The organism is Truepera radiovictrix DSM 17093, assembly GCF_000092425.1.
GTDB classification, from domain to species: domain Bacteria; phylum Deinococcota; class Deinococci; order Deinococcales; family Trueperaceae; genus Truepera; species Truepera radiovictrix.
Map to the genome: position 1 here is coordinate 2,643,393 of NC_014221.1, position 15,478 is coordinate 2,658,870.

Here is a 15,478-nt window from a genome sequence, read left to right on the forward strand (position 1 = left end):
GCCTCGAGAGGGGGTGACCGTGCTTCTATTTATCCTCCGGCGCTGCGTTACCGCCGTACCCACGCTCATCATCGTTACGCTCATGGTCTTCGGCATCCAGCGCGCGCTTCCCGGTGACCCGGCCCTTATCATCGCGGGCGAGCAGCGCGACCCCGAGGTGATCGCCTACATCCGCGAGCGCTACCGCCTGAACGACCCGGTGCCCGTGCAGTACGTCGCTTGGCTTGCGCAGGTGGTGCGCGGCGACCTCGGGCGCTCTATCCGCACCAATCAGAGCGTGACCGAACTGATCCTCCAAAAGCTGCCGGTGACGCTCCAGCTCGCCCTCTTGAGCATGCTGGTCGCGCTTCTTATCGCCATCCCCATCGGCGTGCTCTCGGCCGTGCGCAAAGACACCGCGCTGGACTACGCGGGCACGCTCTTTGCCCTCTCGGGTCTCTCGGTGCCCAACTTCTGGCTCGGCATCCTGCTCATCCTCGTCGTCTCGGTTCAGTGGAACCTCCTACCCGCGTCCGGTTACGTCGAGTTTAGCCGCGACCCCGTCGAAAACCTCCGGCGGATGATCATGCCCTCGCTGGTGCTCGGCACGGGCCTCGCGGCGGTTATCATGCGGCAGCTGCGCGCGTCGATGCTGGAGGCTCTCAAGCAGGACTACGTGCGCACCGCCCGCGCGAAAGGGCTCTTCGGGCGGCGGGTGGTGCTGCGCCACGCACTGCGCAACGCGCTCATCCCCGTCGTCACGCTGATCGGGTTGCAGATGGGCGCCCTGCTTTCGGGCGCCGTGCTGACCGAACAGGTCTTCTCCATCCCCGGCTTCGGCAAGCTCATCGTCGACGCCGTCTTTAACCGCGACTACGCCGTGGTGCAAGGGGTGGTGCTCGTCACCGCCACCGCCTACATCGTGATCAACCTGCTCGTCGACATCGCCTACGCGCTCCTAAACCCGCGCATCGGGGTGGGGCGGGCGTGACCGGAAGCGCGCAGCGTTTGGCGACGGGGCTCGAGGCGCGGCCGCAGGCGCAACACCGCGCGCTCAAGCGGCTCCTGGGCCGCCCGTTGGCCGTTCTCGGCGCCATCATCATCCTTGTTTTTGTGATGCTGGCGCTGTTTGCCCCACAGATCGCCCCCTATGACCCGGCCCGCACGGACTTTCTGGCGGTGCGCCAAGCGCCCAGCAGCACCTATCTGCTCGGCACCGACGACGTGGGGCGGGACGTCTTGTCGCGGGTGATCTACGGCTCGAGGGCCAGCCTCGTAGCGGGCGTCTTGTCGGTGGTGATCGCGCTCGGTTTGGGGGTCCCCCTGGGCCTTTTGTCGGGCTACTACCGCGGCGCTCTCGACGAACTCATCATGCGCTTTACCGACGCGCTCCTGTCGTTCCCCTTTCTCATCTTGGCTGTGGCGCTCGCCGCCGCCTTGGGCCCCAGCTTGCAAAACGCGATGATCGCCATCGGCATCGCTTCGGCACCGACCTTTATCCGGCTGACCCGCGGCCAGGTGCTCGCCATCGGCGCCGAGGAGTACGTGCAGGCGGCGCGGGCGCTCGGCGTCGGCGACGGGCGCATCCTGGCGCGGCACGTGCTGCCCAACGCCTTGGCACCGCTTCTGATTCAAGCGACGCTGACGATCGCCCAGGCCATCATCGCCGAGTCGTCGCTGTCGTTTCTGGGTCTCGGGGTGCAGCCGCCGACGCCGAGTTGGGGCGGGATGCTCAACACCGCCAAAAACTTCATGACGCAAGCGCCCTGGATGGCGATCTGGCCGGGGCTCAGCATCTTCGTCACGGTGCTCGCCTTTAACGTGTTCGGCGACGGGCTACGCGACGCGCTCGACCCACGTGAATAACGCCGCACCGAGCGCCGTGCGCGCAGCCGTTCACCGTTAGAGTAGGGAGTCATGGTCCTCTTTGATCTTCTCTGGTCGTTCGGCAAAGTCGGCGTGTTCGGCTTTGGCGGCGGCCCCTCGATGATCCCGCTCATCCAAGCTGAGGTCGTGGACGTGCGGGGTTGGCTCACCCGCGAGGAGTTTTTGGACGCCTTCGCCTTCGGCAACACCCTGCCAGGACCCATCGCCACGAAGCTCGCGGGTTACGTCGGCTACAAAGTCGGCGGCTGGGGCGGCGCGCTGGCCGGGCTCGCGGGCATGACGGTGCCGACGGTTCTAGCTATGATCGCACTCGCCACCCTCTACCTGCGCTTTCGCGACCACCCGGCGGTCGGGGGCTTTCTGCGCGGGGTGCGGCCCATCGTCATCGCGCTTTTAGCGCTGGTGGTCTACGAGTTTTTGCCGAGTGCGCTGGGCAGCCCGCCGCAGTGGCTCGCCAACTGGGCGCTCTGGGCGCTCGCGGTCGCGGCCTTCGTGCTGTCGGTGCGCTTTAACGTCCACCCGGCGCTGCTGATCGTCGCTGGGGGCGCGCTCGGCGTGGCGTTTTTCCGTTAAAGAGGAGTTTTATGGTTGCCTACGACTTCCCCTACCCCTCGCAGCGGATGCCCGTGATGGCGAAGAACGTGGTCGCGACCTCGCAGCCCCTGGCGGCGCAGGCGGGGCTCACGATGCTCTACCGGGGCGGCAACGCCGTCGACGCCGCCATAGCCGCCGCAGCCACCCTCACGGTGGTCGAACCGACCTCGAACGGCATCGGCGGCGACGCCTTCGCCATCGTCTGGGACGGCAGGCGGTTGCACGGCCTCAACGCCTCGGGGCGCGCCCCGGCGGCGCTCACGTTGGCGCGCTTCGCGGGGCAGAGGAGCGTGCCGCTGCGCGGCCCGGATTCGGTGACGGTGCCGGGGGCGGTGTCGGGGTGGGTGGCGCTCTCGGAGCGCTTCGGGAGGCTGCCCTTTACGCAGCTTTTCGAGCCCGCGGTGCGCTACGCGTCGGAGGGGTTTCTGGTCTCCCCGCTGACCGCCAAGGCGTGGGCGGCGGCCGAGAGGGTCTTTGCGGACACCCCTGAGTTCGCGCAGGCGTTTTTGCCCGGGGGGCGAGCGCCCAGGGCGGGGGAGGTGTTTCGGTTCCCCGAGCAAGCGAAGACTTTAGAGCGCATCGCCGAGACGAAGGGGGAGGCGTTTTACCGGGGTGAGCTGGCCGCGGCCATGGCCGCCTACGTGCGCGCCTCGGGGGGGCTTTTAAGCGAGGCGGACCTCGAGGCGCACCGCGCCGACTGGGTCGGGACGATCTCCCAGGGCTACCGCGGCGTGGCGCTCCACGAGATCCCACCCAACGGCCAGGGTCTGGCGGCGCTCCTCGCGCTGGGCATCTTGGAACACCACCCGCTCGCCGAGCTGCCCGCGGACTCGGCCGACAGCCTGCACCTGCAGATCGAAGCGATGAAGCTCGCCTTTGCCGACGCGCACCGCTACGTCGCCGACCCCGAGAGCATGGACGTGCGCGCCGAAGACCTCCTCGACCCGAACTACCTCGCGGCGCGCGCGCGGCTCATCGACCCGGAGCGCGCGTCGGTGCCCGCGTGCGGCGTCCCCAGACGCGGCGGGACGGTCTACCTCACGGCCGCCGACGAGAGCGGCATGATGGTGTCTTTGATCCAGTCCAACTACTACGGCTTCGGCTCCGGGCTGGTGGTGCCGGGGACGGGGATCAGCCTGCAAAACCGTGGGGCGGGGTTCGTGCTCGAGCCCGGTCACCCGAACGTCGTGGCGGGCGGCAAACGCCCCTTTCACACCATCATCCCGGGGTTCGTCACGCAAGGGGGGGCGCCTTTGATGAGCTTCGGCGTTATGGGCGGCCCCATGCAGCCCCAAGGGCACGTGCAGATGCTCGTGCGGCTGCGCGACTACGGCCAGAACCCGCAGGCGGCTTCGGACGCGCCGCGCTGGCGCGTCGTCGAGGGGCTCGAGGTCGCCGTCGAGCCGGGCTTTAAACCCGACGTGCTAGACGAGCTGGCGGCGCGGGGCCACCGCCTCACCCAGACGCCGCCCGAAGCGAGCTTTTCGTTCGGCGGGGCGCAGCTCATCCTGCGGACGGAAGGTGGGTACGTAGCGGGGTCGGACGCCCGCAAGGACGGGCAGGCGGTGGGGTTTTAGCGCCATCGACAAACGGCGATGGCTTTAGAGCACCCGGGCCGGCAGCGCCGCCGCAGCACCTCTGTGGTAGCGCCTCTGTAGACGCCGCACGCGGGCACCGACGCGTGACGTGGGGGCGCACGTGGGGGCGCTGTCAACCGCCCCCGTCAGCGGTGCCCCCACCACCACCACCCCGTTGCGAAGAACACGCTACCTTACGAGCCGAGCTTCCCTTTCACCGTCGTGCGCGCGCGCCCCCATAGGGCGTACCACACGAGGCTGAGCAAGACGAGCCCCAGCCCCGTGAGCTGCGACGCCGTATCCATCGTCGCGATCACCGCGAGCGCCGCCAGGCCGCCGAGCGCGGGTAGCCAAGGGGCGAAGGGTACGCGAAAAGCGGGCCTGTAGGCTTCCCCCCCAAAACGCCGCATCGCGATGACGCTCGCGGCGAGCAGCGCGTAAGACACCATAAAGAGCGCGCTCGAAACCTCAGCGAGGCGCGGCGCGGTGCCCGTAAGCGCCAGAGCAGTCGCCAACCCCCCCGTGATGAGCACCGCTCGGTAGGGGGTGCCGCGCCTTTTCTCGAGGGTGGCGATCCCTGCAGGTAAGATGTCGTCGCGGCCCATCGCGTAGCCGATGCGCGAGGCAGCGAGCACGGCGGCGTTGACGCTCGAGGCCGTCGCCAACAGTCCACCCAGGAGCATCGCGACGCGGCCAAAGGTACCCAAAAGGCGCGCGGCGGCCGTGACGAGGGCCGTCTCCGCGTCGCCGAGTTCGCGCGTCGGCACGAGCCCCGTCAGGGCGTAGAGCACAGCGGCGTAGAGCAAGGTCGCCAGCACGACCGAGCCGATGATGGCTCGAGGCAGGTTCCGCTCTGGCCGCCGCACCTCCCCCGCTACAGTCGAGATCTTTTCAAAGCCCGTAAAGGACACGATGATAAGGCCGAGCGCGCTCAGCACGCCGCTCCAACCAAAAGGGAGAAAGGGGGTGTGGAGGTCGGGGTCGCGCTGGAACAACCCAGCGGTTACAAAACCGCCGAGCAGGAGCACGAGCAGGGCCACGATCACGACCTGCAACCGCCCCGTGAGCTTGGCGCCGAAGTAGTTGAGGGCGGTAAAGAGGGCACCACCCCCTACGATGACGATCCAGGGTGCGAGGGGCGCGAGGTCGGTGACGAACTGCGCCAATCCCACCAGGTAGAAGCCTCCGGCGAAGATGAGGCCCAACCAGTTCGCGGGGCCGACCACAGCCCCCGCAACGGGCCCCAGCGTGCGGGAAACGAGGTGGTACGAACCGCCCTCTTGCGGCATGGCGGTTGCCAGTTCGGACACCACCATCGCCGTCGGTAAGACGATAAGCCCCGCGAGCAGAAACGACACCACGGCCCCCGGACCCGCCCGCTGCGCTGCGTCCGCTGAAAGCACGAAGATACCAGCCCCCAACATGGTGCCGAGACCGACGGCGATCGCGCCGGGGAGATGTAACGTCCGTGAGAACGACCCTTCGCTCGTCGCCCCCTTGTTCACCCTGCTTCGCTTCGACACCCCTACCTCCAATCTCGAGCAGGTTACCGGACCCCCACCTCAGATCGCCACCACCCGAGCGGCTTCTAGCGCGAGCCCCGGTGCCGAGGCAGCGCCGAGGTTGAGCCAACCTCGGACGGTCGCGCGTTGCCGAGCGGGACCGGCGGCCCCTAGACCTTCGACCCCGCGCGACATCCTTTCTGCCAGCCTGGTTTACCCTGGCCTACAGGGCGCCGCGCGCGGCGCCGGTTAGGAGTCTTATGACGACGGCAAAACAGGGCGACACCGTTCGCGTCCACTACCGCGGCACCTTGGCCGACGGCCGCGAGTTCGACGCGTCGTTTGGCCGCGAGCCGCTTGAATTTACGCTGGGCGCCGGGGAGGTGATCGCCGGCTTTGACAAGGCGGTCACCGGCCTCGCCCCCGGCCAGTCGCGTACGGCGCATATCAGCGCCGACGAGGCGTACGGGCCGCACCGCGAAGAGATGGTGCTCGAGGTCCCGCGCGACAACTTCCCCGACGGCATCACGCCCGAAGCGGGGCAGCAGCTCGAGCTCACCCACGAGGACGGTCAGCGCATCCCGGTCCTCGTCACTGCCGTGAGCGAGGCGTCGGTGACGCTAGACGCCAACCACCCGCTGGCGGGTCACGACCTTACCTTCGAGGTCGAGCTCGTGGAGATCGTTTAAACCGGTCCCGCCTACGACAGCGTAGGCACACCTCAAACGGTGGCCTCGGGTTGTCATTTAGCTACTCGTAACTACTTGGTAGTAGCGACTTCATAGCGCTTTGCCAGCCGTCCGCCAGAGCTCTGGACGGCTGGCGCTTTTCGTTGCCGTTTACGGCAAGAGCGCCCCAGCTGTTTTATCAGCAGTTCTACGGGCGACGACCGGCACCGTTTCGGAGAGCGCGCAAAGGGGCGCCTTTTCGGGGCCTTCCGTGCAGGTAGCTTGTCAATGAGTCACATCGTTGCTTTCGGTGAGTACGAACTTCTGGAAGCAGACCGTCCCGCAGATGCCCCAAGCGGCACCACCGTCTCTCTAGAAGCCTGGTGCTACGGAGAGAGCGACGAACTAGGCTACTTCAGGCTGGAAAAACCGTGGTTCGGCAGCGTAGCCAATGAGGCCATTTTTGTCCGTCCGCCCGTGCCACCTGAGGAACGTGAAACCTGTCTAACCGGAACCGAAGAAAGAGGCGAGGTGCCATGTGTCTTTAGCGGACTACTCAAATACAAATAAAGGAGCGACGATGAAGAGGTCCTTTTTCCTTCTTCTCCCCCTCGCCCTCCTCCTCACCGCCTGCCCCGCCGCAGAAGGCCCCAACCCCCCCGAACCACCGGAGCCGGAGACCATCACGCAGCTTGGCCGCGTGCAGCTCGTCGAGACGACGGGCGCTGGCTTCCCCGAGTCCACCTCCGCCGTCGCCTCATTTAACGAAGTCCCCGACGTTCGTGCGCCCGACAACCCCTTTGCGTCCTCCTTGGACACCTGCTTCATCACGCAAGACCGGGACGCCAACCCGCCTTTTCTAGGCTCCCCCGGTGGCGTCATCCCCGGCCGCGACCTAGATGCCGGGGAGGCTATCACGGTGTTCGCCGGTGAGCAGACGCTCACCACCCTCCGCCGCGAAGATGGGGACGACCCTTTCTATCTGCAAGATGACCAGAGCCTCGGCGCGCTGCCCGAGGTGCCGCTGAGCGTGTCGGTGCCGGGGGCGGAGTTTCCGGCGTTTGAACGTGCGAGCTTCGTCGGCGCGCCGCGCCTCGCGCTAGGTGCGCCAGAAGCGTCCGAGCCCATCACGCCGGAGAGCACCTTTACCTGGACGCCTTTTACTCCGGCAGACGGTTACAGCGCTGTCTTCTTGAGCGCCGTGCAGCTCGACCCGGAAGCTCCGGAGAACGGGGTTTTCCTCGCGTGCTTGGCGAGCAACGACGGCACCTTTGCGTTCCCGGAGGCCACGAAAGCGGAGCTCGAGGCAGCGGGGTTTGTCGGCGGCGAGCTGTTTGCCGTCGGGCGTTTTACCAGCCGCGTCGAACGCGCTGAGGGAGCGGCGCTCTACCTTCAGACGCTTAGACAAGAGGTGCTTTTTACGGGTTCGGGCCTCTAAGGCTCGAAGAGGGACATTTGGCGGCAGCCCGCGCGGCGCGTTTTGGCTTATCGTAAAGGGATGCTAAGACGCGCCCTTTCCCTTTTCGGCCTGCTGCTCTGCCTCTCGCTCGCCCCGGCCGCTTTCGCCCACGCGTTTCCGGTCATCGGCGAGCTGCAGGTCTCCCCCGAAACCCCCGCGCCCAACGAACCCTTTACCCTGACCGTCACCCTGATGGACCCCACGCAGGTGCCCGTCGAGGACGCCTACGTGTTCGCCGAGCTGCGCCCGCAGGGGCAGCCCGACGCCGAACCCGTGCGGGTCGAGCTCGAGGAGACCGAGGTGGGCGGCACCTACGTCGGCACCGCCACGCTCCCCGAAGCGGGCGCCTACGCCGTCTTTATGCGCGACCAGACCTACCGCCAAGAGGAGGCCACGGCCAACCTCGCCGAGCCCATCCAGGTCGGCGGTGCAAACGCCGTCCAGGGCTTTATCCTGCCGCCGACGGCGGTCGGTGGGGCGAGTTTGCGCACCTGGCTGCTCTGGCTGATTGGGTTGCCGCTCGTCGCGGGGGCGGTCGTGACGGTGCTCGTCTTGACGCGCGGCGACACCACCCCCAAGACGGCGTAGCGGGGCCGTGCTCTTCGGCGTGAGCGCGGGGGTGGGCGCGTGAGCCCCCTCGAGCAGACCTCCGGCACGCTCCTCAACATCGTCACCGTCCTCGTGGGCTCGTCGCTCGGGCTCGCGCTGCGCGGTCGGTTGCCGGAGCGCATCGTCCGCACCGTGATGCAGGCGATCGGCCTCACGACGCTCTTTATCGGCGTCGACAACGCCTTTGATTTGGGCGGGGTGGCCCGCCCCCCCGGGATCATCCTGGCGCTTATGGCGCTCGCCCTGGGCGGGGCGCTCGGCGAGTGGTGGCGCTTAGGCGAGCGGCTCGAGGGTTTGGGCGAGCTGCTTAAACGCCGCTTTCGGGGGCAGGGGCGCTTTACCGAGGGGTTCGTGGCGGCAAGCCTCCTCTTTTGCGTGGGGCCGCTGACGCTCATCGGCTCGGTGCAAAACGGCCTGGTCGGCGACGCCTCGTTTTTGGTCCTCAAGTCCACCCTAGACGGCTTCGCCTCGCTCGCCCTCGCGGCGACCTTCGGCTTCGGGGTGGTGTTCTCGGTCGTCGTCATCGCGCTCTACCAAGGGGGGTTGTCGCTCGCCGCGGGGCTTTTCGCCAACCTCATCCCCGACCCCGCGACCGACCCGCGCGTGCTGCTTGTCAATGGCGTGGGCGGGCTGATGATCATCGGGTTGGGGTTGGGCCTTCTTGAGATCAAACGGGTGCAGGTCGCAAGCCTCCTACCCGCCTTGGTGCTCGTCGTGGGGCTCTACTACGCGGGGCTGCTGTTTTACTAAGCTTTGCTCCCCAGTTTGTGCTAGACTGCGCTTAACGCCCCTTAAGGACGTGGCCTATGACACCCCTTCGCCCGGCACGCCTTGTTAAGCTCTTGGCCCTTATCGGCCTCCTAAGTGGCACGGCAGTGGCTCAGATCGACCCGCGTGCTCAAGCGCTGCTGGACGGCTTTCAGAAGAGCTTTTCGCACCTAGAGGGCACCGTCCCCGAGGACGTCACGTCCATGGACCTCACCCTCTGCTTCACCTTTTTCGAAGCGGGCGAGGCGCAGCCCGAAAGCTGCACCCGCATGGTGATGGACCGCGCCAACCACAGGTTGATGCAGGAGCTGCGGATGACCGTTGAGGGCGACGCGGGCCCCGAGGAGCACGTGATCACGACCGTCTACCGAGACGGTCAGCTAATGATGCGCGACAGCACCGTCGGGGAGGCTTTTGAGCTGCCCGAGTCGCAGCTCGAGGTGCTCGAGGCCACCTTCGAGAGCATCTTCGACGAGTTCGCCGAGATGCAGGCCGCGTTTCCCGAAGCGTTCGAGCGGGCGACGTACGACGGCGAGGTCGACTACGGCGGCGTCCTCGTCGGCGAGCAGGTCACGGCCACAATGCCCATCCCGAACTTCATGACGGGCGGCGCGGCGGTGCAGGAGAGGGCGGTGCGGCTGGTCTTCGGCGCGCAGGGGCGCCTTATCGGCAGCGTCATCGAGGCCCCCGAGGGCGACCTGGTGATGGTGTATGACGACCTCGAGGAGGCGCCCTTACCCATCGTCAACCACACGCTCTACCGGTTGGAGGGCGACACGGCGCTCATCCAAGCGCGGACGCGCGTCACGCACGTCGCCTTTAACGAACCCCTGGACGACGCGCTCTTCGAGCTCGACTAGCGGCGCCGGTATACTGGCCTCCACGACGCTTTGCGCAGGTCCCCCTTGGAGACTGGTTTGGAGGCGCCATGGACAGAACCGCTCGGCTCCGTGAGATCGTCGCGCGGGCCAAAACGCTCCCCTTTTTCGCCCCGCGGCTGCGCGAGGTCTCCCCGGAGGACGTCTCCGCGGAGGACCTCAGCGCGCTGCCCCTGACGACGCGCGAGGAGCTGACCGCGCACTTCCGCGCGCACGCCCCGCACGGCGGCTTTTGGCGCGACGACGTCGTGCAGCTGCACCTCACGCCGGCGCCCGACATCGGCCGGATGCCCGAGTACCTCACGCGGCGCGACTTAGAGGCGCAGGCGGCGGCCATCGCCCGGCACCTGGCGCGCTGCGGCGTGGGGCGAGGCGACCGCTGCTTGGTGGTCTTAAGCTATCACCTCTTAGCGGGCGGCTGGCTCTTTCACGAGGGGTTGCAGCGGTGCGGCGCCGCGGTGCTCGCGCTCGGGCCGGAGCGCGCCGAGACGGTCGCCGAGATAGCGCGCGCATACGGCTTTAACGTGCTCGTCGCCAACCCCTCGTTTGCACGCCGGCTCGGCGAGGCGGGGGCGCGCTTCGAGCTCCTGCTGGCGGCGGGCGAACCCTTTAGCGCCGTACCGGGTTACCGCGAGGGGGTCGAGGCGGCGCTCGGCGGCACCGCCCTAGACGCCTACGGGCTCTCGGAGACCGGCATCGTCGCGGCCGAGACGCGCGAACGCGACGGGCTCTACGTGCTCGAGGACGCCTGCATCTTGGAGGTCATCGACCCCGTCACGCTCGCCCCGACGCCCGACGGCGAGAAGGGTGAGGTGGTGCTCACCAGCCTCACGCGCGAGGGGCTGCCGGTGCTGCGCTTTCGCACGGGGGACCTGACCCTCAAGGGGTCGCGCAGCGGGCGCACGGTGCTGCCGCGCGGCGTCTTCGGCCGCACCGACGCGATGGTCAAGGTCAAGGGGGTCAAGGTCTACCCGCGCGAGCTGCTCTTTTTGTTGGCGGGCACCCCCGGGGTCAACTTCCGCAACTACCAGCTGCATATCCGGCGGGGCGAGGGGGGGAGCGACGTGGTGACCCTGCGGCTCGAGGGCGACCCCGCGACCGACACCCGCGAGCTCGGTGAACGCATCCGCCGCGCGCTGGGGATCGGCATGAACGAGATCCGGCTCGAGCCGAGCGTCACCGGTGAGCTGGTGGTCGACGAACGGTTTTAGGGCCCTGCTACACTAGAGCGCGTGGCCGACACACCCCTCTCTCCTAACGCCCCCCTGCCCCACGCCGCCGCAAGCAGCGTCCCGTGCGACGTGCTGGTCGTCGGCGCGGGGCCGGCGGGGTTGGCGGCGGCGGCGGCGCTAGCGGAGCAGGGGCTCGGCGTCACGGTCCTCTCGGCGGCGGCGGGGCCCGACGAACACGCCCCTTGGCCCAACACCTACGGCGTCTGGCTCGACGAGGTCGAAGGGCTCGGGTACGCCCCCCTGTTGGCACACCGCTGGCACGACACCGTGGCCCACTTCGGGCGCGGCGAGGTCGCCTTGGGCCGCACCTACGGCCGCTTCGACAACGGGCGCTTGCAGCGCCACCTGCTAGAGCGCTGCGTGCGCGGCGGGGTGCGCTGGCGGCGCGGCCGCGCCGCCGGGGCCACGCACACCGCGAACGCTTCGCTGGTCCACCTCCAAGACGGCGCGGCGGTGCCTGCGCGCCTCGTGCTCGACGCGAGCGGGCACGCCCCGGCGCTCGTCGCGCGCCGCGGGCGCGAGCGGCCCGCCTTCCAGACCGCCTACGGCGTCCTCGGCACCTTTTCGGCGCCCCCCGTCGCCCCTGGCAAGATGCTCCTCATGGACTTTCGCGACGACTTTTTGCCCCCGGGCGAGCGGGGGCGCGACCCGACCTTTCTCTACGCCATGGACATGACGGGCGGGCGCTTTTTCGTCGAGGAGACCTCCCTGGCGCGGCGGCCGGGGTTGCCCATGGCCGTCCTTAAAGACCGGTTGCAGCGCCGCCTCGCGCACTTAGGCGTCGCCGTGCAAGAGACCCTCGAGCTCGAGCACTGCGCCTTCCCGATGGGCCTCCCCCTCCCCGACCGCCAGCAGCGCGTCGTGGGGTTGGGGGGCGCGGCCAGCATGGTGCACCCCGCTTCGGGTTACATGATCGCGGCCACCCTGCGAGCCGCCCCCGCCCTCGCACGGACCCTCGCGAGCGCGCTCGGAGCACCCCACGCCACCCCGCAGCGGGCCGCCGAGGCCGCCTGGCAGACCCTCTGGAGCGACGCGCGCGTGCGCCAGCGCCAGCTCTACCTGTTCGGCCTAGAGGGGCTCTTAAGGCTCGACGGCCCCCAGCTCCGGGACTTTTTCAGCGCCTTTTTCGCGCTGCCGCCCCACCGCTGGCAGGGCTACCTCGCGGGTACCCTCTCGACCCCCGAGATCGCGCGCACCATGACCGCCATGTTCGCCCACGTCCCCGGCGGGGTGCGGGGGGCGCTCATCCGCACCGCCCTAGGCCGGCACGGGGGTCTACTCCTGCGGGCGCTCGGCGCGCCCCTCTAGCGGGCTCAGAAGCTACGCCAAGTAGAGGTAGCCCACGTAGAGGGCGTAAGCGGCGAGCAGCAGCCCCCCTTCGCGCCGCCCTAGGCGCAGCCCCGTCATGAGAAAGAGGAGCAGCGCCGCGCTAAACCCGAGCATGAGCCAGAGGTTGAGCGCGACGCTGCGGTAGGGCACCCCGATGGGCTGCACCAGGGCGGTCGCGCCGAGGATCAGGAGGACGTTAAAGATGTTCGAGCCGACGATGTTGCCAAGAGCGATCTCGGGTTCGCGTTTGAGAGCGGCGATCACCGAGGTCGCGAGCTCGGGCAAGCTGGTCCCGACGGCCACCAGCGTCAGGCCGATGATGAGTTCGGGCACCCCGAAAAGGCGTGCGAGCGCGGTTGCCCCCGCGACCAAAAGCTGCGCGCCCGCGACGAGCAGCGCGAGCCCCAAAAGGGTCCCGAAGACCGAGCGCCAGAGCGGCGCGGCGTCCTTGGCGCCGTACTCGGCGGCGAACTCGAGCTCCGTCTCGGGCGCCTCTTGGCGGCTAAAGAGCACCCACAGGTAGACGCCCATGAGCCCCACCAAGAGCGCCCCCTCGAGGCGCCCCAAGGCGCCGTTGAGAAAGAGCAGGATGAGCAGCGCCGCTACCCCGATCATCACGGGCATCTCCCGCCGCAAAAAGGCCGCTTCGGTGCGCAGCGGGTAGACGAGGGCGGTCAGGGCGAGGATCAGGCCGACGTTGGCGATGTTCGAGCCGATCACGTTGCCCAGGGCGATCTCCGGCGCGCCGCGCAGCGCCGCTGTAAGGCTCGCGGCGAGCTCCGGCGCCGAGGTGCCAAACGCCACGATGGTCAGCCCGATGACGAGCGGGCGCACCCCGAAACGCTGCGCTAGGAGGCTCGAGTGCTTGACCAACGACTCCCCGCCGACGTAGAGCAGGAAGATACCCAAAACGATGAAAAGGAGGTCCACGGGGGCTAGCTTACCCGACGCCACGCGGGTCGGATGCTGCAGCGCCGTCACGGCGCTCGGGTAACCCCCAGCTGCAACACGCTCGGCTGCGTTAAGCTGCCCTATATGCCCCGCCGCCCCCTCCTCTTTACCGTCTTCGCGATCGCCTACTTTTTGTCGTACTTTTTCCGCTCGACAAACGCCGTGATCGCCGAGGATCTCACCCGCGACCTCGGCTTGAGCGCGTCGCAGCTCGGGCTCATGACGAGCCTTTTTTTCCTCACCTTCGCCGCCGCGCAGCTGCCGCTCGGGCGGGCGCTCGACCGCTTCGGGCCGCGCTTCGTGACGCCCGCGCTGATGCTCGCGGCGGTGGTGGGGAGCGCGCTCTTCGCCGCCGCCGAAGCGTTCGCCCTGCTCGCTCTCGGGCGGGCGCTCATCGGCCTCGGCATGGCAGGGGTGCTGATGGGGGCGCTCAAGGCCTTTAGCGCGTGGTTCTCGCCGGCGCGCTTCGCCACCGTCTCGGGGGTTTTTCTCGCGATCGGTTCCTCCGGCGCGTTAGGCGCCGCGACGCCGCTCGCGTGGTTAAACGCGGCCGTCGGCTGGCGCGCGGTGTTCTGGGGGGGCGCGGTCGTGACGCTTTTCAGCGCGCTCCTCATCGCGCTCTTTAGCCGCAACGCGCCCCCCCACGCCGCTGCGCCCCCCTCACAGGGTCCCGCCGCCGGCGGGTTCCGCGACATCTTCCGAGACCCCGTCTTCTGGCGCCTCGCCGCTCTAAGCTTCGCGATGATCGGCAGCATGTTCGCCTACCAGGGGCTGTGGGCGGGCCCCTTTTTGGCCGCCCTCGGGCTGCCCAGCACGCAGGTCGGCAACCTGCTCCTGCTCCTTAGCGGCGGGGTGGTGCTCGGCTACTTCACGGTGGGGTGGCTCGCCGACCGGTTCGGGTTGGTGCGGGTAGCGGCCGCGAGCGCGCTGCTTTTCACGCTCACCCAGTTCGGGATGGCCGCCTACCAACCCACCTGGCCCCTCTGGCCGCTGGGGGGGTTGTTTTTAGTGTTCGGCGTGACGGGAGCCTCGAGCGTGCTGCACTACGCCCACGCCCGCCAGAGCTTCCCGGCGCACCTCACCGGGCGCGCGGTGACCGCCGTCAACGTCTTCGCCATCGGCGGCGGGGCGCTGTTGCAGTGGGGGTTGGGCGGCATCGTCGGCGGCTTCGCAAGCGGGCGGGGTGACGCGCCGCTCGAGGCGTTCGTCGCCGCGCTGTTCGTCACGGGGGCGCTCTGCCTCGGCGCGACCCTCTTTTACACCGCGCTCGCGTGGCGCCAGAGCCCCGCGATGACCCCGCGTTAGAGGAGCGCCAAGAGCTGCTCGCGCAGCGCCGCGACCGAGGTCACCTCGAAAGTCGGCGGTACCGCCTCGTGCGGCAGGTGGTGACGCACCTGCTCGGGCAACCGGAGGCGGACGCTCCGCCAGCCTAGGCGCGCGGGGGCGTGAAAGTCCTTTTCGGGGTTGTCGCCGACGTACACGAGCCGCTCGGGGGGGAGCGCAAAGGCCTCTGCGACCGCCTCGAAGGCGCGCGCGTGCGGCTTCCAGTAGCGCTGCCCCCAGGCGTCGGTCAGGATCACGGGGTCGGCGTAGCGCGCGACCCCTAGCGCGGCGGCCTTAGCCGCTTGGCTCACCAAGGGGCCGTCGGAGATGACCGCCAAGCGGGCGCCGCGCGCTCTCAGCTCGCAGAGCGCCGCTTCAACCCCCGGCAAAAAGGTGATCGCGGGGGTGTGCTCGCGGTAGCACGCCACCAGCTCGGTGATGCTGCAGCGCCCCTCGAGCTCCGGCAGGGCCGCCAAAAGGCGGTTAAAAGCCCGCCCGCGCACCCCCTGCACGAAGTCCTGCCACAGAATCCCAAAGGCGCGCTCCTCGAGCGCGCGGTCGCCCGCAGCGACGTGCGCGGCGACGGCGCGAAAGCCGCTTTTGACGTAGTCGCGCTCGAGGTAGAGAGTGTCATCGAGGTCGAAGGCGATACCGAGGGTCATGGTGTTTGTGGCTCGTGGCTCATGGTCTGTGCGTCGTCACGGCAACGGCGTCTCACTGGC

The 15,478-nt window shown here is 68.6% G+C and carries 15 protein-coding genes; 12 read left to right on the forward strand and 3 right to left on the reverse strand.

What is annotated here, in order from left to right; all coding sequences use genetic code 11:
• Window positions 1-19: 19 nt before the first annotated feature.
• The 4 genes from TRAD_RS12035 to TRAD_RS12050 are packed head-to-tail and all read left to right on the forward strand — an operon-like array spanning window position 20 to window position 4,037.
• A complete protein-coding gene (locus TRAD_RS12035; protein WP_013178888.1) occupies window positions 20-970 on the forward strand; it encodes an ABC transporter permease in 951 nt (316 codons plus the stop codon).
• Complete coding sequence (locus TRAD_RS12040; RefSeq protein ID WP_013178889.1) at window positions 967-1,845, forward strand: ABC transporter permease; 879 nt, start codon at window positions 967-969, stop codon at window positions 1,843-1,845. The genes TRAD_RS12035 and TRAD_RS12040 overlap by 4 nt, the downstream gene beginning before the upstream one ends.
• A gap of 51 nt (window positions 1,846-1,896) precedes the next feature.
• Window positions 1,897-2,439, forward strand: a complete 543-nt coding sequence (locus TRAD_RS12045; protein ID WP_013178890.1) for a chromate transporter — start codon at window positions 1,897-1,899, stop codon at window positions 2,437-2,439.
• Between the two features lie 11 nt (window positions 2,440-2,450).
• The gene (locus tag TRAD_RS12050) at window positions 2,451-4,037 is read left to right on the forward strand and encodes a gamma-glutamyltransferase family protein (protein WP_013178891.1); all 1,587 of its coding nucleotides are present in this window, start codon (window positions 2,451-2,453) and stop codon (window positions 4,035-4,037) included.
• A 194-nt stretch (window positions 4,038-4,231) separates the two neighbouring features.
• Here the strand turns inward: TRAD_RS12050 and TRAD_RS12055 are convergent, their stop codons facing one another.
• On the reverse strand, window positions 4,232-5,560 hold the full coding sequence (locus TRAD_RS12055) for an APC family permease (protein ID WP_013178892.1): 1,329 nt from the start codon (window positions 5,558-5,560) through the stop codon (window positions 4,232-4,234).
• Between the two features lie 239 nt (window positions 5,561-5,799).
• Between TRAD_RS12055 and TRAD_RS12060 the strand changes: the two genes are divergently transcribed.
• From TRAD_RS12060 to crtL, 7 genes are all read left to right on the forward strand, one after another.
• Entirely contained in the window at window positions 5,800-6,228 is a 429-nt protein-coding gene (locus TRAD_RS12060) for an FKBP-type peptidyl-prolyl cis-trans isomerase (protein WP_013178893.1), read from the forward strand.
• Window positions 6,229-6,787: 559 nt separating this feature from the next.
• Window positions 6,788-7,645, forward strand: coding sequence for a hypothetical protein (locus tag TRAD_RS15405; RefSeq protein WP_013178894.1), 858 nt, complete (start codon window positions 6,788-6,790; stop codon window positions 7,643-7,645).
• 60 nt (window positions 7,646-7,705) lie between these two features.
• Complete coding sequence (locus TRAD_RS12070) at window positions 7,706-8,254, forward strand: FixH family protein (RefSeq protein WP_013178895.1); 549 nt, start codon at window positions 7,706-7,708, stop codon at window positions 8,252-8,254.
• A 39-nt stretch (window positions 8,255-8,293) separates the two neighbouring features.
• A complete protein-coding gene (locus TRAD_RS12075; RefSeq protein ID WP_013178896.1) occupies window positions 8,294-9,025 on the forward strand; it encodes a DUF554 domain-containing protein in 732 nt (243 codons plus the stop codon).
• Between the two features lie 56 nt (window positions 9,026-9,081).
• Entirely contained in the window at window positions 9,082-9,903 is an 822-nt protein-coding gene (locus tag TRAD_RS12080) for a hypothetical protein (RefSeq protein ID WP_013178897.1), read from the forward strand.
• Window positions 9,904-9,971: 68 nt separating this feature from the next.
• Entirely contained in the window at window positions 9,972-11,132 is a 1,161-nt protein-coding gene (locus tag TRAD_RS12085; RefSeq protein ID WP_013178898.1) for a phenylacetate--CoA ligase family protein, read from the forward strand.
• A gap of 21 nt (window positions 11,133-11,153) precedes the next feature.
• Window positions 11,154-12,461 carry a lycopene beta cyclase gene (crtL, locus tag TRAD_RS12090; RefSeq protein WP_013178899.1) on the forward strand — a complete coding sequence of 436 codons (1,308 nt, stop codon included), beginning with the start codon at window positions 11,154-11,156 and terminating at the stop codon, window positions 12,459-12,461.
• Window positions 12,462-12,473: 12 nt separating this feature from the next.
• On the opposite strand, the gene TRAD_RS12095 is transcribed toward crtL, so the two are convergent.
• On the reverse strand, window positions 12,474-13,412 hold the full coding sequence (locus TRAD_RS12095) for a calcium/sodium antiporter (protein ID WP_041947283.1): 939 nt from the start codon (window positions 13,410-13,412) through the stop codon (window positions 12,474-12,476).
• A 105-nt stretch (window positions 13,413-13,517) separates the two neighbouring features.
• On the opposite strand from TRAD_RS12095, the gene TRAD_RS12100 reads away from it, so the two are divergent.
• Window positions 13,518-14,738, forward strand: coding sequence for an MFS transporter (locus TRAD_RS12100; RefSeq protein WP_013178901.1), 1,221 nt, complete (start codon window positions 13,518-13,520; stop codon window positions 14,736-14,738).
• Here TRAD_RS12100 and TRAD_RS12105 read toward each other — a convergent pair.
• A complete protein-coding gene (locus TRAD_RS12105) occupies window positions 14,735-15,418 on the reverse strand; it encodes an HAD family hydrolase (protein WP_013178902.1) in 684 nt (227 codons plus the stop codon). The genes TRAD_RS12100 and TRAD_RS12105 overlap by 4 nt on opposite strands.
• Between the last annotated feature and the right edge of the window lie 60 nt (window positions 15,419-15,478).